Source organism: Spectribacter acetivorans (genome assembly GCF_031846305.1).
Lineage (GTDB): Bacteria > Pseudomonadota > Gammaproteobacteria > Nevskiales > Salinisphaeraceae > Spectribacter > Spectribacter acetivorans.
Map to the genome: position 1 here is coordinate 205,878 of NZ_JAVRHY010000005.1, position 22,630 is coordinate 228,507.

A 22,630-nucleotide genomic window follows, 5' to 3' on the forward strand; every position below is an offset into this window, starting at 1 on the left:
GTTGCAGGAACCATTCCGGACTCGAACCGGCCGCCTGGCGATCGGCTCGAGACTGCCCGGCCGGCCAGGCCGTCGTTACGAGGGCGATCTGGCTCGGCACTGCCGGCAAGCATACGGAACACCCGAACGTGATGTCGGGGGACCGGACGGCAGTCGGAGCTGCCGGTCGGCGTGGAATGATTTCTAACTACGGGAGTACGAGCGCAATGAAGAGTTTCAAGTATTTGGCGGTAGCCGGTCTGGTGGGGAGTTCGGCGCTGGTGAGCGCGCCGGCAATGGCTGGCATGTCCGGTAACGCCGGTGTGATGAGTCAGTATCTGTTCCGTGGACTGGAGCAGAGCGACAGTCCGTCGGTTTATGGTGGCCTCGATTACGCTGCCGATTCCGGATTCTATGTGGGTACCTGGGCGGCGACCGTGGATTTTGCTGGCACCCCGGACGGTGACGGTGGCACGACCGGCGCCGAAGTCGACTTCTACGCCGGGTTTGCCGGCGGTGATCAGGTTACCTACGACGTCGGAATCATCTACTACTGGTATTCGGAAGAAGACGAAGCGACCGGCGATTCCGATCCCACCAACAATACGATCGAGGTCTACGGTGCGCTCGGCTTCGGCCAGTTCGGCATCTCAGGCTATTACGCCCCCGATACCTATTTTGCCGCGGTCAACCCCGATGGCAGCGATGCGGAGGGTGCGTACGGCGTATACCTGACGTTCAGTCAGCCCCTTACCGACAAGCTTTCCTTTGATGCGGCGGTCGGTATGCACAAGGGTGAGGGCAACGAGTCCTATGGCGGTGATGACAGCGGCTACATGGAATACAACCTTGGCTTGTCCGCCGCGCTGGATAACGGGTTCGGCATGAGCTTCGGGTTGGTGATGACCGACCGGGATACGTTCGGCATGAACGGCAACGACGATGATCCGAAGCTGGTGGTTGATGCCAGCTACGGCTTCGACCTCTAGATCCCGATCCATTCGGGTGACCGGGAAAGGGCCGCCTTCGGGCGGCCCTTTTTCGTGGTTGGTCCGGTGGTTTATTGCTGGCGATCGAGCTGCCGCAGGCCCACGGCTTCCGCCACGGCGGACGGTTCGATCTCCGCCTGACCGGCGAGGTCGGCAATCGAGCGGGCCACCTTGATGATGCGGCCGCGGGCCCGGGCCGATAGCCCCAGCTGATTCATGGCCTGGCCGAGCAACTGTCGGCCGGCATCCGTCAGGCGGGCGAGATCCCGGAGGCCGGCTTCGTCGAGCGTGGCATTGGGCTGGTCCCGTCCCTGATTGCGCGCGAAGTCTCGTGCAGCCAGTACCCGCTTGCGCACGATTGCGCTGCTGTCCGGTTCATCGCCCGGCCGGTCCAGCAGATCGGCTTCGACCCGTGCCACCGACAACTGCATGTCGATGCGATCCAGCAACGGCCCGGATAGCCGCTGCCGGTAGCGAGCCACCCGGTCGGCGCTGCAATGGCAGCGGCCGGACGGGTCGCCCAGATAACCGCAGGGGCAGGGATTCATCGCCGCGACCAGCTGAAAGCGGGCCGGGAAGTCGGCCTGGCGTGCCGCGCGGGAAATGGTGATGCGGCCGGATTCCAGCGGTTCGCGCAGGACTTCCAGTACCCGCCGGTCGAACTCTGGCAGTTCGTCGAGAAACAGCACGCCCTGGTGGGCGAGGCTGATTTCGCCGGGCCGCGGATTGGAGCCGCCGCCGACCAGCGCCACCGCCGATGCCGTGTGATGCGGCGCCCGGAATGGCCGGCGCCCCCAGTGCGCGGCCGGGTCGGCGTCGGGCGAGGCGATCGAGGTAATGGCCGCGGCCGCCAGGGCCTCGGCCTCGGTCATGGGCGGCAGGATGCCGGGCAGCCTTGCCGCCAGCATGGTCTTGCCGCTGCCGGGCGGCCCGCTCATCAGCAGCGAGTGGCCGCCCACCGCCGCGATTTCCAGCGCCCGTCGGGCCTGGTGCTGGCCCTGGACATCGGCCAGATCCGGCACGTCCGACGACCCTTCCGTCGGCCGGGTCGACGGGGGCGCTGTCAACGGCGTGTCGCCGGCCAGAGCGGCGACGACATCCGCCAGATGGTCCGCCACGCGGGTGGTGGCCGCGCGGGCCAGCCCCGCCTCGGCGGCGTTGTCGCCGGGTAGAACCAGCGCCCGTTCCGATTCGGCGGCGGCAATGGCCGCGGGTAGCGCACCCCGAATGGGTCGCAAGGCGCCGGACAGCGACAGCTCACCAAGAAACTCCCGGTCAGCCAGCACGTCGGTCGGCATCTGGCCCGAGGCCGCGAGGATGCCCAGCGCGATGGCCAGGTCGAAGCGGCCGCCCTCCTTGGGCAGGTCCGCCGGGGCCAGATTCACCGTCGTTCGGCGCGGCGGAAACTGGTAGCCACTGTTGACGATGGCCGCCCGTACCCGGTCGCGGCTTTCCTTGACTTCAGTCTCGGGCAGGCCCACCAGCGAAATGCCGGGCAGGCCGCCGGCGATGTCGACTTCCACCCGCACCAGCGGGGCGTGGATGCCGGTGCGGGCCCGGCTGAAGACCGTCGCCAGCGCCATGCCGGATCAGCCGCGGCGTTGGGCCTCGAGTTCGGCGACCCGCGTTTCCAGCTCGGTAATGCGTTCGCGCGCCCGGTTCAGCTGGCTGCGGGCGGCCTCGAATTCCTCGCGACCGACCAGTTCCAGTCGGGGCAGCTGGCTCTGCAGCACGGCGCGCAGGTTCTGTTCGATTTCGGTGCGAATCGGGCCGAGGGCGGGCGGCATCACGCCGGCCAGGCGTTGGGCGAGTTCTTCCAGGCGGCGGGCGTCGATCACGGAACGGTTTCCTGCATGGCGGACGTGAATGTTGAGAGTGCCGCAACCCGGCCGTGCGGCAAAACGAATAGACGCACCGTCATGGTGCAGATATGCCGCCTTGGTTTACACCGGGATCGGCGATGCAGTTGCAAGTATCTGACAAAGCGTAATTTTCGCAAGTTGGCACGCGCAATGCTTTAACCGACGACGCAGCCGCAGGCGTGCCGTCAATCAATGGGGATTCGGGCGCGGCCGCCGCAATCAGCGTTACAGGAGTCTAATCAGATGAAACTTATTGCAGCTGTGATCAAGCCCTTCAAGCTCGACGAGGTACGCGAAGCGCTATCCGAAGTCGGCGTGCAGGGCATCACTGTGACCGAGGTCAAGGGCTTTGGTCGCCAGAAGGGCCACACGGAACTCTACCGCGGTGCCGAGTATGTGGTGGATTTCCTGCCCAAGGTCAAGATCGAGGTCGCCATCGACGATTCCGGCCTGGACGCCGCCCTGGAAGCCATTTCCAAGGCCGCCCATACCGGCAAGATCGGCGACGGCAAGATCTTCGTGTCCGACCTCGAGCAGGCCGTCCGCATTCGCACCGGTGAGACCGGCGGCGAAGCACTTTAACCAAATCCGTTTCGAGGGAGACAACAAGTGGATATCGAAGTCAGATACGCACTGGATACCTTCTACTTCCTGGTACTGGGCGCCTTCGTGATGTGGATGGCGGCCGGTTTCACCATGCTGGAAGCGGGTCTGGTCCGCGCCAAGAACACCACCGAGATCCTGACCAAGAATGTCGGGCTCTACGCGGTGTCCTGCATCATGTTCCTGATCGTCGGGTACAACCTGATGTATCCGGCCACCACCATCAGCAGCTTCATCCCGGGCCTGGATTTCATCCTGAGCGCGGCGGACAACTCGGCGGAAGCCGTGACCGCTGGCGGTGATGACGCCCCCTACTACTCGAGCCTGTCGGACTTCATGTTCCAGGTAGTGTTCGTGGCCACGGCCATGTCCATCGTCTCGGGTGCGGTGGCCGAGCGCATGAAGCTGTTCGCGTTCCTTGCCTTCGCGGTGGTGCTTACCAGCGTCATCTACCCGGTCCAGGGTTACTGGAACTGGGGTGGCGGCTTCCTGACCGGCAGCTTCAGCTACTTCGACTACGCCGGTTCCGGCACCGTGCACCTGTGTGGTGCGGTGGCTGCACTTGCAGGCGTGCTGATGCTCGGCCCGCGCAAGGGCAAGTACCGGCCCGACGGCTCGATCCGCGCCATTCCGGGTGCCAATCTGCCGCTGGCCACGCTCGGCATGTTCATCCTGTGGCTGGGCTGGTTCGGGTTCAACGGTGGTTCGGAGCTGGCGGTGTCCAGCGTTGATTCCGCCAACAACGTGGCCCGGGTGTTCGTGAACACCAACATGGCCGCCGCGGGTGGCGTGGTTGCCGCGCTGCTCACCGCCAAGGCGATGTTCGGCAAGGCCGACCTGTCCATGACCCTGAACGGTGCCCTGGCTGGTCTGGTGTCCATTACCGCGTCGCCGCTGTCGCCGACGCCGCTGATCGCCACCATCATCGGTGTTGTGGGCGGCATCATCGTGGTGTTCTCGATCATTGCCCTCGACAAGGCCCGGATCGACGACCCCGTGGGTGCGATCTCGGTGCACGGTACCGCCGGTATCTTCGGCGTGCTCGTGGTGCCCCTGACCAACGGAGACGCGGATTTCGTCTCCCAGATCGTGGGCATCGTGTCGATCTTCGCCTGGACGTTCATCGCCAGCATGATCGTCTGGGGCATCCTCAAGGCCGTGATCGGTATTCGCGTCACCGAAGAGGAAGAGGACGAAGGTCTGGATTATTCCGAATGCGGCATGGAAGCCTATCCGGAGTTCACGTCAGGCGGCAGTCAGCGCAGTAGCGCCTGAACCGCCCGCCGTCACTGAAGACGACGGCAGCGCGCCCCGGGGTTTTCCCCGGGGCGCGTTTTGTCGTTATAAAGGAGAGACCTGACGGTCATCTCCGAACAAGCAGACGAGCGCACCTCGACGTGCGCCGTTGATAACCAATATATCGAAAGAGAGAGAGGAAGCCCGATGAAGACCATGCCGATGATGGCTGGCGCCCTGCTGGCGCTGGCCCCCCTGAGTGCGTTCGCGCAGACCATCAGCGGTGCCGACACCGCCTGGATCATGACCGCCACCGCCCTGGTGCTGTTCATGACCCTGCCCGGCCTGAGCCTGTTCTATGCCGGTCTGGTGCGGGTGCGCAACGTGCTGTCCGTGCTCATGCAGTGTTTCACCATCTGCTGTGTGGCCACCATTATCTGGTTTGCCTACGGTTACAGCCTGGCGTTTTCCGAGGGCAATAACTGGATCGGTGATCTGTCCAACGTGTTCCTGAGCGGGGTCAGCGTGGACAGCACGTCCGGCACCATTCCGGAAAGCGTGTTCGCCATGTTCCAGCTTACCTTTGCGGTGATCACTCCTGCCCTGGTGGTGGGTGGCTTTGCCGAGCGATTCCGCTTTTCCGCCCTGCTGGGCTTCACCGTGCTGTGGCTGACCCTGGTCTACCTTCCGGTCACCCACTGGGTGTGGGGCGGCGGCTGGCTCGGCGACATGGGGCTGCTGGATTTCGCCGGCGGCACCGTGGTGCATATTACCGCCGGTGTGGCGGCGCTGGTGGCGGCGATCGTGCTGGGACCGCGCCGCGGCTTCCAGAAAGTGGCCATGCCCCCGCACAACCTGACCATGACCGTGACCGGTGCGGGCATGCTGTGGGTGGGCTGGTTCGGCTTCAACGGCGGCTCGGCGCTGGCCGCCGATGGCAGTGCCGGCATGGCGATCCTGGTGACCCACATCTCGGCGGCCGCCGGTTCGCTGGCCTGGATGATTGCGGAATGGCTGCGCTACGGCAAACCCAGCGTGCTGGGCATTGTCACCGGCATGGTGGCGGGGCTGGGCACCATCACGCCGGCGTCCGGTTTCGTCGGTCCGGCCGGTGCGCTGGTGATCGGCCTGTCGGCCGGTCTGGTGTGTTTCACCGCCACCAACTTCCTGGAGCGGGTGCTCAAGGTCGATGACAGTCTGGACGTGTTCCCGGTTCACGGCGTCGGCGGCATACTCGGCACCATGCTGGTCGGGGTGTTCGCCTCCACTCAGCTGGGTGTGTTTTCCGGTCAGGGGTTTGCCGACGGCATCGACTCGATGGGTGGCCAGCTCTGGGTGCAGTTCGTCGGCGTGATCGCCACGCTGGTGTACACCGCGGTGCTGACATTCGGGATTCTCAAGCTGCTCGAGGTGACCACCGGCCTGCGCGTGACCGAAGAGCAGGAAACCATGGGTCTGGATATCGCCGAGCACGAAGAGCGCGGCTACGACCTGTAATGCGTGACGGTGGCGGGCGTCGCCCGGCACCGTTGCCGGATGCAAATGCCGCACCCCGCGGCTTTCACCGCGGGGTGCGGCCGGTAGTACACTGCATTTCACCAACTCAGGGGAGACGACACGATGAAAATGGTCACGGCAGTGATCAAGCCGTTCCGGCTTGATGACGTGCGCGAGGCGCTGGCCGAGGTTGGCGTGCATGGCACCACGATGACCGAGGTCAAGGGTTTCGGGCGCCAGAAGGGGCATACCGAGCTCTACCGCGGCGCCGAGTACGCGGTGGATTTTCTGCCCAAGGTCAAGCTGGAGGTGGCGATCGCCGACGACCAGGTGGATCGAGTGGTCGAGGCCATTATTGAAGCCGCCAAGACCGGTCAGATCGGCGACGGGAAGATCTTCGTCTCACCGCTGGAGCAGGTGATTCGTATCCGGACCGGCGAAACCGACACCGAAGCGCTGTAATCGTCCGTGGCGGGGCCGAGACTCGCCGTGACCGGCCTGTCGGTCGGCGGCATCGGCCCCGCCGACTTCGACATCGCGGCCGGCGCCTGCCTCGGCCTGACCGGGCCCTCGGGTGCCGGCAAGACCCGACTGCTTAGGGCTGTTGCCGATCTCGAGCCGCATGAGGGCGAATGCCGGCTGGACGGCCGGTCGGCGAGTGCCATGCCGGGACCGGCCTGGCGACGCAGCGTGAGTTTCGTGGCCGCGGAACCCGGCTGGTGGGATGCCCGCGTCGGGGCCCACATCGAAATGGTTGGTGATGCCGACCTCGACGAGTTCGGGTTTGCTCCGGCGGTTCGCGACTGGTCGGTGGAACGGCTGTCGGCCGGGGAGCGTCAGCGTCTGGCACTGCTCAGACATCTGGCAGCCGGCCCGCTGGTGCTGCTGCTGGACGAGCCGGTCAGCCATCTGGACGCCGATCTGATCGAGGTGGTCATCGCGCGTTTGGCGGCCTGCCGGCAGGACGGCATGGCGGTCATCTGGGTGGATCACGACGGCGACCGGCTGGGCCGGGTGGCCGACCGGATCGCCCGGCTGGACAGCACGGGTCGATTCTCGTGCAGCTGATCGCCCTGACGCCGCGGGATCTGGCCCTCGCCGGCGTGCTGGTGCTGGCCCTGGCCGCAACCGCCTGGCCGATGCGCCTGGAACTGGCGCGGCCGCTGCTGGTGGCGGCAGCGCGCACCGTGGTGCAGCTGGCGCTGGTCGGTCTGGTGCTGGAAACCGTGTTTGCCCGCGGCAGCGTTGTCTGGGTCGGCGGGATTGCCCTGGCGATGCTGTTGCTGGCCGGCCGTGAAGCCTCGGCCCGCCAGGTCCGGCGCCTTGCTGGTGGCTGGAGCTTCGCCGGGGGGACGCTGGCGATGTTCCTGTCGTCGTTCGTGACCGCGGTGCTGGCACTGACCATCGTGATCCAGCCCGAACCCTGGCATGCCCCGCAGTACGCGATTCCGCTGCTGGGGATGCTGCTTGGCAACACCATGACCGGGGTGGCCCTGGGCATGGATCGTCTCACCAGCGGGGTTGGTCACCAGCGTGCGGCCATCGAGGCCCGTCTGGCGCTGGGCTACAGCGCGGCCGACGCCATCGAGGGCCTCCGCCGGGACGCGGTCCGGGCCGGCATGATCCCCACGCTCAACGCCATGGCGGCGGCGGGTATCGTCAGCCTGCCGGGCATGATGACCGGCCAGATTCTGGCCGGCGCACCCCCCTGGGAGGCGGTGAAATACCAGATTCTGATCATGTTCCTGATTGCCGCCGGCACCGGTTTCGGTACGCTCGCGGCAGTGTGGCTGGGCGTTCGCCGCCTGTTCGACGACCGCGCCCGCCTGCGCCTGGATCGATTGCGGTGAGCCCGTCCTTCGGCGGATACGGCCGGAACGGCTAAACTGCGGGTAGGCCTACGACATCACGGACTTGGGAGCCGGAAGATGGCAGACAGGAGCATTCTGATCACCGGCGCGGCCTCGGGCATTGGCCGCGCCACCGCATTGCGTTTTGCCGCCGGTGGCTGGCGGGTGGGCGCGTTCGACCTGCCGAATAGCGGCATCGAGGCGCTGGCCGACGAACACGACAACATCACCACCGGCGTCATGGACGTCACCGACGATCAATCGGTCCGGGCCGGTGTGGCGTCGTTCGCGGAATCCGCCGGCCGGCTCGACGCCGTGCTCAACAATGCCGGCATCCTCTCCATCGGCCAGTTCGCCGAGATCGAGGCCGATCGCCATGCCGCGATTATCGACGTCAACGTCACCGGGGTGATGCGCGTGGCGCATGCCGCCCATCCCTATCTGGCCAAAACCCCGGGCGCGCGGTTGATCAATCTGGCCTCGGCGTCGGCCGATTTCGGTGTGCCGGAGTTCGCCAGCTACTCGGCCAGCAAGTTTGCCGTGCGCGGTCTGACCGAGGCGCTCAACCTGGAATGGGCCGCGGCCGATATCCACGTATGCGCCATCTGGCCCTCGTTCGTTCGCAGCCCCATGCTCGATGATGTCGGTGAAACCACCAGCATGCAGCGTCTGGGTATCAGCCTGACGCCGGATAGTGTCGCCAAGGTCGCCTGGCGCGCCGCCACCGGCCGCCGGCGCCTGCATCTGCCCGTGGGATTGCTCTACAAGCTGCTGTTCGTGTCGGGTCAGTGGCTGCCGTTCGCGATGAAGCGTCTGAGCATGCGGCTGATCACAGGTTACTGATGAGGCAGCGGCCGCGCACTCTCGTAAGGCTCGCCGGCGCGGGCCTGGCACTGTTCGCCGGCCTGGCGTTCGCCGAGATCTACCGCTGGGTGGACGATCAGGGCCGGGTTCATTATGGAGACCGGCCGGCGGCGGGCCGGACCGCCGAAAAGCTCCAGTCGACCCCTGCCGGGCCCGCGCGCACCGCGAACCGCGACACATCCGGCAATGAGGCCGGCCGGACGGATGAGGCCGACGACCGGGCCGAACGGGCGGCCGAAGTCCGTCAGCAGGAATGCGAGAAGGCCCGTACCCGCCTGCAGGCCTATCGCGATGCGGCTCGTCTGACCACGACCGGGCCGGAGGGCGAAACCCGCGAACTCGACGCCGACGAGCGCGTGGATGTCATCGTCCGGGCCGAGGAGCAGGTGGCCGAGCTCTGCCCTGAATCGGACTGATCGCACCGGGCTTCCCCCGGGTGACGGCGGGTGCGTAGAATCGAGGATGAGGGGAGGGCCGACCTGCTAACAGGAGTGAGCAACTATGCTCGGTTGGGCCATTACATTCTTTGTTGTTGCCATCGTGGCGGCCGTATTCGGATTCGGCGGCATTGCAGCGGCCGCCACCGACATCGCGAAAATCCTATTCGTCGTGTTTCTCGTGCTCTTCGTGGTGAGCGTGATCGTCCACCTGGTGCGTGGCCGAAAGCCACCGCTCTAGAACCTGCCTGACGGCCGCGCCGGCCGTTCTGACGCATTTATCCCCTCATCCTGATCGGTTCGCCCCGCGCGGCGCGCCGGCTATCGGAGTCTGAACATGGAAGCAATTGGTGGCCTGCTGGGCCTGGTCATTCTCATCGCCGACATCTGGGCGATTCTGCAAGTGGTGAAGAGCGGGGCCGAACCCGTGATCAAGATTGTCTGGGTGGTGGCCATCATCGTGCTGCCGGTTGTCGGGCTGATCGCCTGGCTGCTGTTCGGCCCGCGGGGCTGACGCCGCCCCGGTGCTAGGCGGGTCCCGCCGCGTGCAGGGCCCGCCGCTCGCGCCACCGATACCAGGGGGCAATCACGGTCAGACTGGTCATGATGACCAGCCTTGCGGCCAGGACCGCGGCAATCGGGTGTGCCAGCAGCGGTGAGAGCAGCCGGTCATGCAGTGTGGTGGCGGGCCGCCGGCCGCGGAGCAACGGTTCCGCCAGGACATCCAGGGCGAAGAAAACCTGCCAGGCCTGATCCGCCGCGAACCGTCCCAGCCGTTGTCGGAACGCCTTCCGGCTATCGGCATCGAGTTGTCCTACCTGGTCTCGCAGCAATCGGAAATAGGGTGTGATCAGCAACCGCTCGGTATCCCCCTGTCGTCGATAGACCGCCGATGCTTCTGAAAAAAAGCCCGTCAGCCCCGTAACGTGCGCCACCATGATCATGGCCATCAGCAGGTAGCGCTGGCGTGGTCCTTCGCGCTCGAACCGACGTGCCGAGGTGGTCAGCCGGCCCGGTAGCCGCAGCCAGCGTCCCTGCGCGTGGATGGCGGCCGCCATGCGCTGATCCTCGAGAAAGGGTAGCGCGGGATCGAACCCGTCCAGCTCCCGGAACCAGTCGCGGCGGATCAACAGGCCCTGGTCGCCGTTGATGGTGTAGCGGCGGTTGCTCGCGCTCTTGGCTTCCATGTATCGGTACAGAAAACCGTGTCCACGCGTCTGGCGCTGGAAGCGCAGGGCGAAATGACCGGCGGTGCGAGGCGGCTCGCCCTCGAGGATGACCAAGGCCTCGGCCAACTGATCGGCCCCCGTTGGATGGCTGTCCGCATGCAGGAAAAGCAACCAGTCGTGATGCGCCCGCGCGGCCCCGGCGTTCATCTGTCGGGCCCGTCCGGTTTCGGCTGCGATCACTTCCGCGCCAAATCGCGCGGCAATCAGCCGACTGGCATCATGCGACCCCCCGTCGGCCACGATGATTTCCAGATCCACCCCTCGCTGCGCCGCCAGCGCGTCGAACAGGACCGGCAGTTGTTCGGCCTCGTCGAGGACCGGGATGATCACGGACAGGCGCTTCACGCCGGGGCGCTCGCGTGGCTGGTCGCCCGCATGCGGTCGCCGGCCCCTGCCGTGTCGAAATACCGCGGAATCCGCTCTTCCAGCCAGTAGCGCGGACGACCGAAACGGTCCCCGGCCACGAACCCCACGTGCCCGCCGTGCGCCGACAGTTCGAGTCGCACGCAGGGCGCCAGTTCATCAGCCCGCGGCACCACGTCCGGATGCATGAAGGGGTCGTCGGCGGCATGCAGGATCAGGGTGGGCACCCGGATGTGCCGAAGAAAGGGCCGGCTGCTGCAGCGGGCGTAGTAGTCCGCGGCATCGGCAAAGCCGTTGAGTGGCGCGGTCACGGCATCGTCGAAGGCGCGAAAGTCTCGCAGCGTATCCAGGTCCGGCAGCGTCAACGCACTGGCCACGACGTCGGCCTTGCGGCGGATTTCCGTCCGCATGTGGGTGAGCAGATGGGCCTGGTAGGCACGCGAGAGCCCGCGGTTGATGGCGGTGGCGCAGCGGTCCAGATCGAATGGCACGGATACGGCCACCGCCGCATTCAGCGGCGCGGCGTTACCCCGTTCACCCAGATATTTCAGCAGCACGTTACCGCCCAGGGAGTAGCCGGCCGCGAATAGCGGGGCCGACGGGTAACGTTCCCGCAGCCGGACCAGCAGCCGGCCGATGTCCGCGGTATCCCCCGAATGGTAGCCCTGCGGCAGACGGTTGGGTCGCGGCCCGGCGCCGCGGAAATGCATCAGCAGGCCGCGCCAGCCACGAGCGTGCACCTGCCGGAGCAGGCCGCGGGCATAGCTGGAATCAATCGAGCCGGTCAGCCCGTGCAGGACCACGACCAGTGGGGTATCCGGAGGTTGGGCCCGGTCGGGCAGCCAGGCCAGGTCGATGACATCGCCGTCCGGCAGGTGCCAGAACTCGTGATCGATGGTCAGCGCCGGAGTTGGGCGACCGCGGGCGGCGAACAGCGTCTGCCGGTGGGGGCCTCGCAACCAGAATGCGGGTCGGAATTGGCTGGTAACAATCATGGCGCTGAGGCGTGGTGCGACCGCGGCCGACGGGTTTTCAGGAGGAATCACCGAAAGCCGAAAAATACACTACGGGGTATGGTTGACATGGCATGTTTCGTACCCAAGTTTACCGGTGAACCTCAACCAGCGCGCACCCGGAGGCGTGACCCATGACCCAGCCCCGAGCCCATGTGCAGGCTTTTTTCCATCAGCCCACCTTCAGCGTTCAGTACGTGGTCAGCGACCCGGCCACCCGAGAAGCCGCAGTCATTGATCCGGTGATGGATTTCGATCTCAACAGCGGTGCCACCGGCACCGACAGCGCCGACGAAATCGTGCGCTACGTGCGAGACGCCGGGCTGACCGTCACCTGGGTGCTGGATACGCACCCGCATGCGGATCACTTCTCCGCCGCGCCGTATCTGGCGGACGTGTTCAACGCGCCCAGGGCGATCGGCGAAAAGGTGGTCGAGGTGCAGAAGCTGTGGCGGGACATCTACCACCTGCCCGATTTCCCCGCCGACGGCTCACAGTGGGACCGCCTGTTCGCCCACGGCGATCAGTTCAGTATCGGTGAACTGTCGGCCCGGGTGATGTTCTCGCCCGGGCACACCCTGGCCTCGATCACCTACGTGATCGGCGATGCCGCCTTCGTGCACGACACCCTGTTCCAGCCGGATTTCGGGTCGGCGCGGGCGGATTTTCCCGGCGGCAGCGCCGCGCAGCTCTACCGTTCGATTCAGGACATTCTGTCCCTGCCGGACGCCACCCGGCTGTTCACCGGCCACGACTACATGCCGGGCGGACGCGAGCCGGCCTGGGAATCCACCGTGGCCGAGCAGAAGGCGCACAACAAGCATTTCGCCGATAACCCCGGCGAGGCCGAGTACGTGGCCATGCGCGACGCCCGCGACGCGGAACTGCCGCTACCGAAGCTGATGCTGGCCTCGCTGCAGGTCAACATCCGCGGTGGCCGCCTGCCCGAGGCCGAGGCCAACGGCACCGCTTATCTCAAGATCCCGCTCGACCGTTTCTGAGGCCCGGCCTGTGCGGGTTGTCCTCAGTGCGCCCGGCGCAGCAGCCCGTCGAGCAGGCCGCCACCGCCGCAGGATTCGGCATTGTCATAGCTGTCATCCACCACGTTGTCGATCCAGTCGCGCACCCCGGCCACGCCCTGGGTATGGATGACGCTGCGGGAAATCGGCGGCATCTGGATTTCCGGGTTGCCGGCAATATTCATGCGGAACGGCAGGATCGAGCCGTCAGCGTCGCCCGGCACGATGTCGAACTCGCGGCCGCCGGCCCCGCCGCCCGCGGCGGTCGGCGTCTTGCAGATGCCGTAGCTGGCATCCACCTCGCGCAGGGCCTCCAGGAACAGCCCCGTATTCGAGGCGATGCCCGCCGGGTTGTGGCAGTGCGCACAGTTGACCTCCAGATAGGCGCGCACGCGTGACTCCAGCCCGCCGTCGGTGGCATCGTCGAAAGCCGGCAGGCGCGGGATGTTGGTGGCAATGCCGGCGGTGTCGGTCTGCGGGGTCGGCGCGCCCTGGAGCAGGCCGTTATCGATCCAGTAGGCGATCTGGTTCATCCGACCGACGTCGGGATAATCGAACGGCTTGTTGAGATTGCGCGGCTTGGGCCCGATCGGTGGTGAGCCGGCGGTGCGGTCGTCGTTGCCGTGGCAGGTCACGCACTGATTGGCATGGGGTATCTGGTAGCGCTCGGAACTGCCGCTGTGCAGTTCGCCCGATCCGGTGTTTGTGTAGTGCCAGGACACGGCGGCCTCGCCGCCGCCCAGGCGCAGCCGGGCCACGCGCTCGCCGGACGGGGTGGTTTCCCAGATGTAGGGCAGGCCGGCCCAGCGTGGTTGACCGCTATCGTTGGCTCGCTTGATCAGCAGCCGGGTTTCCACCACCTGCCGGGTGCCGCTGGATTCATCCGGAAAGAAGAAGGTCTTGGCGATGATGGTGCCCACCGGAAACACATAGGTGGCGTTGGCGCCGTCCGCACCACTCCGGTACCGGGCCGACGTGCCCTCGGGCATGAATACCACCCGGCGCTTGCGCGAGTAGTCGGCGAACAGCCGGGTGTTGAGATCGAACGGCGTACCGCGGCCGTTGGGGTCCGACAGCGGATCCGCGGGATCGGCAAACAGGTTGTACTGTTCCAGTCGGGGGCAATCGACATTCACTGCGCCGTGATTGATCTGCCCCGGGGCGGGGGTGGCCTCGCAGGCGGCTCGCACTTCCTCCTCGTCCGGGGGCGTCTGGGCGTTGCCGCTGGGAGTGAAGCTCGCCACTTCGGCGGGCGGCAGCGATGGCAGGGTTTCCCCGTAGGCCGTCAGGCACTGATGCGGCGAGACATCGCGGTCCGGAATCAGCGCCGGCACGATACCGGTAAGCGATGCCAGGAACGCCGGGTCGGCCAGGCGGGTGGGGTCGCCCAGCAGGTCCAGCGCTTCCAGGCCCTCGAGACCGCCGAAATTGGCGAAGAACGGCACCAGCGGATTGGCCTGCCGGTCGTTGCTGCCCTCGTCGATACAGATGAACATGCTCGGCCGTTCGCGTGATCCGTCCGGGCTGTCGTCGAACTTGTAATCGTTGTAGCGGCAGGTCGGGTTGGGATCGGCGCCGGCGTACTGCGGTTCGCCGCGCGCGTCGGCCGGTACCGGATTGCCGTCTGCGGCGGTGGGATAGGGGCAGTCGCCGCTGCCACCGCGGGCCTGGTGTTCGGCGTCGTCCTGGTCGGTCTCGTCGTACAGGCCGTCCCAGACGATGTGGGCGCCGAAGCCGCCGTTCTTGAGGCGCACCAGGGTGGGCAGCAGGCTGTCCTGGCTGCCCTCCAGCGCGGTCTGATCGGGCAGGGGCGGGTTGCCGCCGGCGTTGATCATCAGGTTGTCGTGGATGTGTACACCCTCGGCATACATGTCCAGCCGGCGGTCGCCCGGCGGGCCGATGAGTTCGTGGCTGGCGATGATCACGCTGGCGGTGTCGTGGTCGCGGAATTCGTTGTCGAAAATCTCCACCCGGTCGTAGGCCAGGATCAGCGCACCGGTGCCGCGCGGCACCGACCGCACGATGCCGCCGGCGGCGAAGTTGTCGGTGTTGTTGTTGCGGGCGATGTTGTCGAACACGCGCGTGCCGTCGCCGTATTGGGACAGGCCGGGCAGGTCGAAGATCAGGAAGCCGCCGGTATTGCACTCGGCCAAGTTGCCGTGCATGTCGGCGCGGTCGGTATTCTCGATCTCGTAGCCGGCCACGTTGAAGGCCGCCCGCGAGTTGCGGATGATCACGTCGTTGCTCTGGCCCACGTAAAGGCCGGCATCGGAGGCGCCGATGGCTTCCGAATTCTCGATCAGCACGTTGTTCGACAGCACCGGGTAGATAGCGTAACGCCCGTTGTCGGGGCTGGTGCGGTAGTCGGCCCGGTTGATCGCGGTCAGCGGCTGGGCCGGGCAGGCGATCTGCACGGCCGACTCGAAATTGGCGGCCGTGACCGGGTTGTTGGCGGAGGACCACATCGCCCGCATGTTGCGGTAGGTAACGAAATCCGAGCCGATCACCTTGACGCCGTCCCCGGGGGTGTCGGTGACGGTGAGGTCCTGGATAGTCAGGCCGCGGATGTTGAGGGCGAGAATGCCTTCCGCCGTATCGCTGTTGTCGAACGACAGCACCGTGCGGTTGCGGCCGCAGCCGGTGATGGTGACGTTTTCGCTGTTCTGCAGCACCAGGCCGGTGTCCATCGCGAAGAAGCCGCAGTCGAAGCGGATAACGTCGCCGGGACCGGCCTGGATGAAGGCCGATAGCGCATCCCGCGTGGCATTGGCGCCGGGCTCGATCATGAACTCTCGACCGGAAGGATTCGGCGTGCCGCCGCCACCCCCGTCGTTGCCGTCGTCCGGCACCCCCAGCGTGGGCCCGCTGTCGCCGCCCCCGCCACCACACGCTGCAAGTGTCGCGGCCAGCGCCGCGATCAGCCAGTTCCGCCCCGTCATCGCTACCCTCGCCCGACCCTGCTGGGCCGTGTGTCTTGTTATTCCCGGTTCAAGTTACCACCGATCCGGCCGGTGTTGCAGGTTGTGCCTGCCCGGGTCAGGGCGGGAGCGCGCCGGCAATATGGCCCGGACCGAGCTGGCGCATCTGGCTCAGGATCCAGCGCTGGCGTTCCAGCAGGTAGGGGCCGGGCGCGGCCGCATCCAGGTCCCGCGGGTCGGGCAGCACGCCGGCCAGCAGGGCCGCCTGGCCGGCGGTCAGATCGGCGGCGTCAACGTTGAAGAATTGACGGGCCGCGGCGTCGGCGCCGAACACGTGATCGCCGAACTGGGCGATGTTGAGATACACCTCGAGAATGCGCTGCTTGGGCCAGAGCCACTCGATCCATACCGTGATGTAGGCCTCCACCGCCTTGCGCAGGTAGCTGCGGGACGGCGTCAGGAACAGGTTCTTGGCCACCTGCTGGGTGATGGAACTGGCGCCGCGCATGCTGCCGCCGGCGAGGTTGTTCTCCAGCGCGTCGCCGATGGCGCCCCAGACGAAGCCGTGATGGTCGGGGAAGGTCTGGTCCTCGGCCGCCACCACGGCCAGCGGCAGGGTGGGGCCGATGTTGTCCAGGTCCACCCAGCGCTGGTCGACGCCCGGTCCGCCGGCCGGCTGCTGCCAGTGGTTCTGCAGCATGAAGGCCGAGGTCGGCGGATCGGCCCACCGCAGCAACAGCACGGCCAGTGCCGGGGCGGCCAGGGCTAACAGCAGCGCGGTCAGCAGCCAGCGCCGCAGGCGGCGCCAGAGCCCGCGAACCATGACCGCGGATCAGCCTTCGGGTTGCTGCCTACTCCTGAGGACGCGGGAGGTACTGGCTGAGCGTGCGCACGAACTGCCGGCCGGGCTCCGGCATGGCCGAGTCGTCGGTGCTGTCGAGGATCTCGTAGGGCGTGATCCCGGCCTCGTCGTAGAAATCCTGGTTGGCCGCGTGGTCCATGGACAGCGCCGCGCCTTCCAGCGAGATGCCCGCGAAAAGCCCGCGCGAACGGGAGTAGGAATAGACTTCGGCATCGAAGCTGATGTTGGTGGCGGCGCTGGCGCTGCGCCCGACCGGGCCGGCGGCCACCGACGCGTCGCCGCCCAGGGTGAAGTCACCACGGGCGATGCGGTCGATGCTGCGGCGGGACTTGAAGATCAGGATCACGTCGGTGCTGGAGGCGCCGATCTGCCAGCCCAGCGACCCGCCGGTCAGGTTGATGAAGGCGGGGTTGCTCCACTTGCCGTTCTCGCCGCGAATCGAAACCAGGCCGCTGCCGCGCCGGCCCGCGATGATCAGCCCGACCTTGAGAACGCTGGGGATGACCGCAACGCCGTACGCCTGGTTCAGGAGTTTCGGCGGGATCGCGTTTTCCGGGATATTCACGAAATCGGTCAGGACCGCCGTGGCCTCGTTGACCTCTTCATTTTCACTGATGCCGGCGCCGGCGACGGCATGGAAAAGCATCAGGGTGCCGGCCAGGGTGGCGGTGCAGAACTTGTTCATGATGAGACCTCTCGCGTCGTGTCACGGCTTGGACGGCGCGCCGCGGGTTTGGTTCGTGGTCCCGATTCTAGGCCAGTCGCGGGGTCCTGCCCATGACGCCGGACGGCGACACCCCGCCGGCCCTATTCCGCGTACTGCTCGCGCACGCTCTCGAAGCGGATATCCGGCCAGCGTTCCTGCGTCAGGTCCAGCTTCACCCGTGAGGCGGCCAGATACACCAGGGCCCCGCCGTGATCGCGGGCCACCCCGGGGGTGTTGCGATCGGCGAATCGCTTGAGTTCGCGCTCGTCGTCGGCGTAGATCCAGCGGGCGGTGTAGACGTCGATGGCCTCGAACGTCGCCGACACCCCGTATTCGGTGCGCAACCGCTCGGCCACCACGTCGAACTGCAGCACGCCCACCGCGCCCAGGATCACGTCGTTGTTGTGCAGTGGCCGGAACACCTGGGTAGCGCCTTCCTCGCAGAGTTGATCCACCCCCTTGTTCAGGGCCTTGGCCTTGAGCGGGTCGCGCAGCACCACGCGCTGGAACAGCTCGGGCGCGAAGTTGGGAATGCCGGAAAAGCGCAGGTCCTCGCCCTCGGAGAAGCAGTCGCCGATGGCAATGGTGCCGTGGTTGTGGATGCCGATGATGTCGCCGGCCCAGGCGTCCTCGGCCGCACCGCGGCGATTGGCCATGAAGGTGATGGCGTCGTTCACGCGGATTTCCTTGCCCGCCCGCAGGTGGCGCATCTTCATGCCCTTGGTGTAGCGGCCGGAACACAGGCGCAGGAAGGCGATGCGGTCGCGGTGCTGCGGGTCCATGTTCGCCTGGATCTTGAACACGAAACCGGCGAGCTTGTCCTCGCCCGGTTCCACCGCGCGGGACTGGGCCTCGCGGGGCTGGGGCGGCGGCGCCCATTCCACGAACGCGTCCAGCAGCGACTGCAGGCCGAAATTGTTGATCGCCGAGCCGAAGAACACCGGCGTCAGACGCCCGGCCCGGTACTCGTCCAGGTCGAAGCCGTGGCCGGCGGCCTGCACCAGTTCCACTTCCTCGCGCAGGGTGTCGAGATCCTGGCCCGCGATCTCGGCCAGCCGCGGATCGTCGAGCCCGGCGATGGTCTCTTCCTTGCCGCCGGCTTCGTTGTCCTCGCCGTGGTAGAGATGAACCTTGTCTTCCAGCAGGTGATACACGCCGCGGAACTGCCGCCCCATGCCGATCGGCCAGGTAATCGGCGCGCAGCGGATCTTGAGGATGTCCTCGATCTCGTCGAGCAGCTCCAGCGGCGGCCGACCGTCGCGGTCCAGTTTGTTGATGAAGGTACAGATGGGAGTGGTGCGCAGCCGCGTGACCTCCATCAGCTTGATGGTGCGCGGCTCCACGCCACGAGCGGCGTCGATCACCATCAGGGCGGAATCCACCGCCGTGAGCGTGCGATAGGTGTCTTCGGAGAAGTCCTCGTGGCCCGGGGTATCCAGCAGATTCATGATGCGTTCGGCGTAGGGGAACTGCATCACCGAGGTGGTCACCGAAATGCCGCGCTGCTGCTCCATCGCCATCCAGTCCGAGGTGGCGTGGCGCGCGGCCTTGCGGCCCTTGACGGTGCCGGCCAGCTGGATCGCGCCGCCGAACAGCAGCAGTTTCTCCGTGAGCGTGGTCTTGCCGGCGTCCGGATGGGAGATGATGGCGAAGGTCCGGCGCTTGGCGACCTGGTCGGCAGTAGACATGGGAACCTGCTGGGGAAAAGCCGCGCGAGCTTAACGGCTGCGGCGGGCTCTGTACAGGCAATTATAGCCCTTAACTATCGCGTTGTTATCAACAATTCATTTGAAAAATCGCTGGCCGGCGGCATCATGTTGCACAGCGGCAATCGCAACCCGTCGGCCATCAGGGCCGGCGGCCATGAATCCTCCTAGCCTGCCCTGCTGCCCGGTCTCTGGCCCCCCTCCGGAAACCGGGCTTTTTTATGGGCTCGGCAAGTGAAACGGAGCGTCGCTTGTCAGCCGATATCGAAGCTCGATGGCGGCCGGACATCGCTGTCAGCCAGTTCGACCTGCGCCACGCGTGCCGCCGACGGTCCCCGCCACAGCCAGGCTTCGAACGCGGCCACTGCCTCGCGGTCGCCGCAGATCAGGCCCGTGACCGACCCGTCGGGCTGATTGGCGGCATGGCCCGTCAGGCCCAGCCGGCGCGCTTCCTGCTGCGCGCTGGCGCGGAAGAACACGCCCTGAACGCGGCCGGTGACGCGGAACTGTCGACAGAGGTGGGTGCTCATGGCGATGCCCGTTTATAATGCATGACGAATATCGTGACCGATTCGAACGCCATGTCACTCTGGGGTCAATTCCGAAACCTGTCCCGCCGGGTGCGGGCCGCGCCGCCGGCGCCGACCGATGCGCCGCGCCGGACGCAGCTGGATTTCGCCCTGCCCAATCCCTGGGGCGGGGCGCCGCTGTGCCGTGCCAGCGTGGCGGTGACCACCAGCCGCCATGCCCGTGGCGAAAGCCTACGGGTGCAGGCGCAGTTCGACGGCTGGTGGCGCCGCGGTGGCGATGCGCCGTCGCGCACGGCCCTGGCGGCAACCGATGGCCGCGGCACCGGGCTGGTTGGCTATGGCCGCAAGGCGGCCGGCGCGCTGCTGCGTCACGGCATCACGCGACTGCCGCTGCCGGCGGGCGAACGCCGCCTGCGCACCTGGGTCGATGTGCGGGCTTCGACCGAACCCCTGGCCGGCGGCGCAGCGTCGCTGTTGCCGGAACGGGTGCGGCAGCTGTGCGGACCGCTGCAGGCGGCCGCGCCGGGCGAGCCCCGGGTGGGTGTCTGGATCGATCGTGGCGCCGGGGCCGATGGCGGCAGCGCCCAGCTTGCGCTGCTCCAGTTCGATGATCGCGACCTGCCGGCCGGGACGGTCAGCGGGCCGTTCAATTTCTCCGCCAGTGTCGCCACGGTGACCGACCCGGTTCGCCGGGACCCGGGTGACGTCCGTACCCCTTGAGCACCGTCATGCCGCGTCCCCGACCCGGGTCTGCCGGCGAGCTGGTCGCGCCGATGCGAATTGACTCCGGCGCCGTTTTTGAACAGCATTAGGCCCGCGTCGCGACCGGGCGCAGCATAAATCGGAGAGGGTGAATGAAGAAGATCTGGCGCATCGGCGCCGCTGGCATTCTTGCGGCCGTCGGGTTCGCGGGACCGGCTGCGGCGCAGGAGGGGGATCCCGAGGCCGGGCGGATCAAGGCCAGCACCTGCATGGGCTGCCACGGTATCGAGGACTACAGCAACGTTTATCCCACGTTCGCCGTACCCCGCCTGGGTGGACAGCATGCCGACTACATCGAGTCGGCTCTCAAGGCCTATCGTGATGGTCAGCGGAATCACCCGACCATGAATGCCCAGGCTTCCAGTCTCTCCGATCAGGACATGGCGGACATTGCCGCCTACCTGTCCGAATCGCCCGGCGAATGAACAAGGTGGTAGCGGTGATGCGCAAGTACTTGATGACGTTTTTTGTTGCTGCGACGCTGGCGCCGGCAATGTCCGCCCTGGCCGCCGACGAGAAGGCGGCGGAGAAGTCCGCGCCGCACGGCGCCGACTGGGTCAAGGAGAAGACCCAGGTATGCGCCAGCTGCCACGGCAAAGCGGGAGTATCGGAGACGCCGATGTACCCCACCATTGCCGGCCAGTACGAGAGCTATCTCATGCATGCGCTGAAGGCCTACCGTGACGGTGACCGCAACAACGCGATCATGGCCGGGCAGGTGCAGGGCATGACCGATGCGCAGCTGAAGGCCCTGGCGCGGTTCTACGCGAAGCAGGAATCGTCGCTGCACATCCCCGAACTCAACCCCTGAGTCCGGCGGCGGCCTGCCGCCGGGCGACCGTTTTCAGCGTGGAGTCCCCGCTCATGGTTCGCCTGCCGGCATTGCTTGTTGCCCTGTTCGCCGCCGCCCCGGTGGCGGCTGACGGTCCCGCCTGGAGTTATCTGGAAACGCAGGCCCTGGTTGGCGGCGAGTTGGAGCCCGATTTCGGGCCCGATGCCGACGCGGATGGTCTGGACATCAACGCGTCGCTGGGGCTGGGCGACAATATCTTCTTCCAGGCCGGATTCGAGGCCGCCGACGTCGAGCTCGGCGCGGCCGACGCCGCCTACGATCGGCTGGCCATCGGTCCTGGGCTGACGGCCGACTGGGCGGTCGGCAATACCGTGATCGCCCCCTGGGCCCGTCTGAACCTGCGGCGCGACAGTGTCGCCGGGCTTACCTTCGACGGTTACGGCGCGGCGGCGGGCCTGCGCTGGCTGCTTGCCGATCGCCTGGAGCTGGCGGTTACCGGCGAGGCCGGCAGGGTCGGTGGTCGCGCCAATCCCGGCACCGGCGAAGCCCACCTCGAGGATCGCTCGATCGAAGTCGCGGCACGGCTGGCGCTGACGCCCGAGTGGATGCTAACCGCCGGCTACCGGGCCGGCGAAATCGAGGATGAGGATGCGGTACTGACCGCCGGCGGTTCGGATATCGAGTATCGCCGCTGGCTGCTGGGCGTGCGCTGGAATTACGGCACCGATCCCCGCGGCCTGATCGCGCGTGGTGACGACGATGCGCAGGCGGCCGATGCGGACCCGTTCGATTTCGTCGAGTTCGTCTACCTGTTCGGCGACGAGATCGAGACCCGCCAGGGCGGCATCGAAACCCGGGCGGATAACGACCGCGGCCTGCGGGTGCGCGGGTCCGCCGCACTGGGCGAGTTCGCCTTCGTCGAGGCCGGGGTGGATACGCTGCACGTGAACAATACCGGCCAGGCCGAGGATGCAGCCGGCGACTGGTATAGCGTCGGACCGGGGCTGCGCGGGCAGTTCGCGGCAGGCGCCGGCGAGCTCGATCTGTTCGGCCGGGCCAGCTACGAGCGCATCACCCTGGGCGGCGTCTTCGACGGCCCCGGCGCCACGCTGGGCGCCCGCTACCGCGTGGCCGGTTTCGAGATCGCCCCGGCGGTGAAGGCGTTTGCAACTGACGGCAACGGTGCCGATTTCGACGGCCAGTCCTGGTCGCTCGACCTGCTTTATCGCCTGTCCCCGGCCGTGGCGCTGCTACTGCACAGCCGCTACACCGATGCCGAAATCGAAGGTGGCGGTACCACCACCAAGGTGGAGCAGACCGTGTTCGGCGCCGGCCTGCGTTTCGGCTTCGGTCACTGACAACGCCCGCCCGACCCGCCTCTGCGGTTGCCGCATCCGCTACCGCGGATTCCG

At 66.8% G+C, this 22,630-nt stretch carries 25 protein-coding genes; 16 read left to right on the forward strand and 9 right to left on the reverse strand.

The genetic code is table 11. From position 1 onward, the window contains the following. The first annotated feature begins 206 nt into the window (after window positions 1-206). Window positions 207-968, forward strand: a complete 762-nt coding sequence (locus tag RM531_RS07620; protein ID WP_311658437.1) for a TorF family putative porin — start codon at window positions 207-209, stop codon at window positions 966-968. Between the two features lie 71 nt (window positions 969-1,039). Here the strand turns inward: RM531_RS07620 and RM531_RS07625 are convergent, their stop codons facing one another. Both RM531_RS07625 and RM531_RS07630 read right to left on the reverse strand, forming a co-directional pair. Next, window positions 1,040-2,551, reverse strand: coding sequence for a YifB family Mg chelatase-like AAA ATPase (locus RM531_RS07625; protein ID WP_311658439.1), 1,512 nt, complete (start codon window positions 2,549-2,551; stop codon window positions 1,040-1,042). Between the two features lie 6 nt (window positions 2,552-2,557). Further along, on the reverse strand, window positions 2,558-2,806 hold the full coding sequence (locus RM531_RS07630; protein ID WP_311658440.1) for an accessory factor UbiK family protein: 249 nt from the start codon (window positions 2,804-2,806) through the stop codon (window positions 2,558-2,560). Between the two features lie 267 nt (window positions 2,807-3,073). On the opposite strand from RM531_RS07630, the gene glnK (RM531_RS07635) reads away from it, so the two are divergent. From glnK (RM531_RS07635) to RM531_RS07680, 10 genes are all read left to right on the forward strand, one after another. Next, window positions 3,074-3,412, forward strand: a complete 339-nt coding sequence (gene glnK, locus RM531_RS07635; RefSeq protein ID WP_311653615.1) for a P-II family nitrogen regulator — start codon at window positions 3,074-3,076, stop codon at window positions 3,410-3,412. Window positions 3,413-3,439: 27 nt separating this feature from the next. Then, entirely contained in the window at window positions 3,440-4,708 is a 1,269-nt protein-coding gene (locus RM531_RS07640) for an ammonium transporter (protein WP_311658441.1), read from the forward strand. 168 nt (window positions 4,709-4,876) lie between these two features. Then, window positions 4,877-6,166 carry an ammonium transporter gene (locus RM531_RS07645; protein WP_311658442.1) on the forward strand — a complete coding sequence of 430 codons (1,290 nt, stop codon included), beginning with the start codon at window positions 4,877-4,879 and terminating at the stop codon, window positions 6,164-6,166. Window positions 6,167-6,289: 123 nt separating this feature from the next. Then, a complete protein-coding gene (gene glnK / locus RM531_RS07650) occupies window positions 6,290-6,628 on the forward strand; it encodes a P-II family nitrogen regulator (RefSeq protein WP_311658443.1) in 339 nt (112 codons plus the stop codon). A 27-nt stretch (window positions 6,629-6,655) separates the two neighbouring features. Beyond that, the gene (locus RM531_RS07655) at window positions 6,656-7,234 is read left to right on the forward strand and encodes an ABC transporter ATP-binding protein (RefSeq protein WP_311658444.1); all 579 of its coding nucleotides are present in this window, start codon (window positions 6,656-6,658) and stop codon (window positions 7,232-7,234) included. After that, window positions 7,225-8,016, forward strand: a complete 792-nt coding sequence (locus tag RM531_RS07660) for an ABC transporter permease (protein WP_311658445.1) — start codon at window positions 7,225-7,227, stop codon at window positions 8,014-8,016. Before RM531_RS07655 ends, RM531_RS07660 begins: the two co-directional genes overlap by 10 nt. 78 nt (window positions 8,017-8,094) lie before the next feature. Then, window positions 8,095-8,859 (forward strand): SDR family oxidoreductase, encoded by a 765-nt coding sequence (locus RM531_RS07665; RefSeq protein ID WP_311658446.1) that lies wholly within the window; start codon window positions 8,095-8,097, stop codon window positions 8,857-8,859. Further along, the gene (locus RM531_RS07670) at window positions 8,859-9,296 is read left to right on the forward strand and encodes a DUF4124 domain-containing protein (protein WP_311658447.1); all 438 of its coding nucleotides are present in this window, start codon (window positions 8,859-8,861) and stop codon (window positions 9,294-9,296) included. Before RM531_RS07665 ends, RM531_RS07670 begins: the two co-directional genes overlap by 1 nt. Before the next feature lie 85 nt (window positions 9,297-9,381). Then, on the forward strand, window positions 9,382-9,558 hold the full coding sequence (locus tag RM531_RS07675) for a DUF1328 domain-containing protein (RefSeq protein ID WP_311658448.1): 177 nt from the start codon (window positions 9,382-9,384) through the stop codon (window positions 9,556-9,558). 96 nt (window positions 9,559-9,654) lie between these two features. Then, window positions 9,655-9,831, forward strand: coding sequence for a PLDc N-terminal domain-containing protein (locus RM531_RS07680; protein ID WP_311658449.1), 177 nt, complete (start codon window positions 9,655-9,657; stop codon window positions 9,829-9,831). Between the two features lie 13 nt (window positions 9,832-9,844). Here the strand turns inward: RM531_RS07680 and RM531_RS07685 are convergent, their stop codons facing one another. After that, complete coding sequence (locus RM531_RS07685) at window positions 9,845-10,891, reverse strand: TIGR04283 family arsenosugar biosynthesis glycosyltransferase (RefSeq protein WP_311658450.1); 1,047 nt, start codon at window positions 10,889-10,891, stop codon at window positions 9,845-9,847. Then, window positions 10,888-11,904, reverse strand: a complete 1,017-nt coding sequence (locus RM531_RS07690; protein WP_311658451.1) for a hydrolase — start codon at window positions 11,902-11,904, stop codon at window positions 10,888-10,890. The genes RM531_RS07685 and RM531_RS07690 overlap by 4 nt, the downstream gene beginning before the upstream one ends. Before the next feature lie 152 nt (window positions 11,905-12,056). Here RM531_RS07690 and RM531_RS07695 point away from each other — a divergent pair, with 152 nt between their 5' ends. After that, a complete protein-coding gene (locus tag RM531_RS07695; RefSeq protein ID WP_311658452.1) occupies window positions 12,057-12,923 on the forward strand; it encodes an MBL fold metallo-hydrolase in 867 nt (288 codons plus the stop codon). Between the two features lie 23 nt (window positions 12,924-12,946). Here the strand turns inward: RM531_RS07695 and RM531_RS07700 are convergent, their stop codons facing one another. The 5 genes from RM531_RS07700 to RM531_RS07720 form a co-directional block, all read right to left on the reverse strand. Next, complete coding sequence (locus tag RM531_RS07700) at window positions 12,947-15,880, reverse strand: parallel beta-helix domain-containing protein (protein WP_311658453.1); 2,934 nt, start codon at window positions 15,878-15,880, stop codon at window positions 12,947-12,949. Window positions 15,881-15,977: 97 nt separating this feature from the next. Further along, entirely contained in the window at window positions 15,978-16,682 is a 705-nt protein-coding gene (mtgA, locus tag RM531_RS07705) for a monofunctional biosynthetic peptidoglycan transglycosylase (protein WP_311658454.1), read from the reverse strand. A gap of 28 nt (window positions 16,683-16,710) precedes the next feature. After that, window positions 16,711-17,406, reverse strand: coding sequence for a lipid-binding SYLF domain-containing protein (locus tag RM531_RS07710; protein WP_311658455.1), 696 nt, complete (start codon window positions 17,404-17,406; stop codon window positions 16,711-16,713). A gap of 122 nt (window positions 17,407-17,528) precedes the next feature. Beyond that, entirely contained in the window at window positions 17,529-19,115 is a 1,587-nt protein-coding gene (locus RM531_RS07715) for a peptide chain release factor 3 (protein WP_311658456.1), read from the reverse strand. A gap of 272 nt (window positions 19,116-19,387) precedes the next feature. Then, entirely contained in the window at window positions 19,388-19,663 is a 276-nt protein-coding gene (locus RM531_RS07720; protein ID WP_311658457.1) for an acylphosphatase, read from the reverse strand. Between the two features lie 21 nt (window positions 19,664-19,684). Between RM531_RS07720 and RM531_RS07725 the strand changes: the two genes are divergently transcribed. The 4 genes from RM531_RS07725 (at window position 19,685) to RM531_RS07740 (ending at window position 22,576) form a co-directional block, all read left to right on the forward strand. Further along, the gene (locus tag RM531_RS07725) at window positions 19,685-20,383 is read left to right on the forward strand and encodes a hypothetical protein (protein WP_311658458.1); all 699 of its coding nucleotides are present in this window, start codon (window positions 19,685-19,687) and stop codon (window positions 20,381-20,383) included. A gap of 134 nt (window positions 20,384-20,517) precedes the next feature. Further along, window positions 20,518-20,850: a c-type cytochrome gene (locus tag RM531_RS07730; RefSeq protein WP_311658459.1), complete on the forward strand. Its 333-nt coding sequence runs from the start codon at window positions 20,518-20,520 to the stop codon at window positions 20,848-20,850. Further along, entirely contained in the window at window positions 20,847-21,236 is a 390-nt protein-coding gene (locus RM531_RS07735) for a c-type cytochrome (RefSeq protein WP_311658460.1), read from the forward strand. The genes RM531_RS07730 and RM531_RS07735 overlap by 4 nt, the downstream gene beginning before the upstream one ends. 53 nt (window positions 21,237-21,289) lie before the next feature. After that, the gene (locus RM531_RS07740; protein WP_311658461.1) at window positions 21,290-22,576 is read left to right on the forward strand and encodes a hypothetical protein; all 1,287 of its coding nucleotides are present in this window, start codon (window positions 21,290-21,292) and stop codon (window positions 22,574-22,576) included. The last annotated feature ends 54 nt before the right edge of the window (window positions 22,577-22,630 follow it).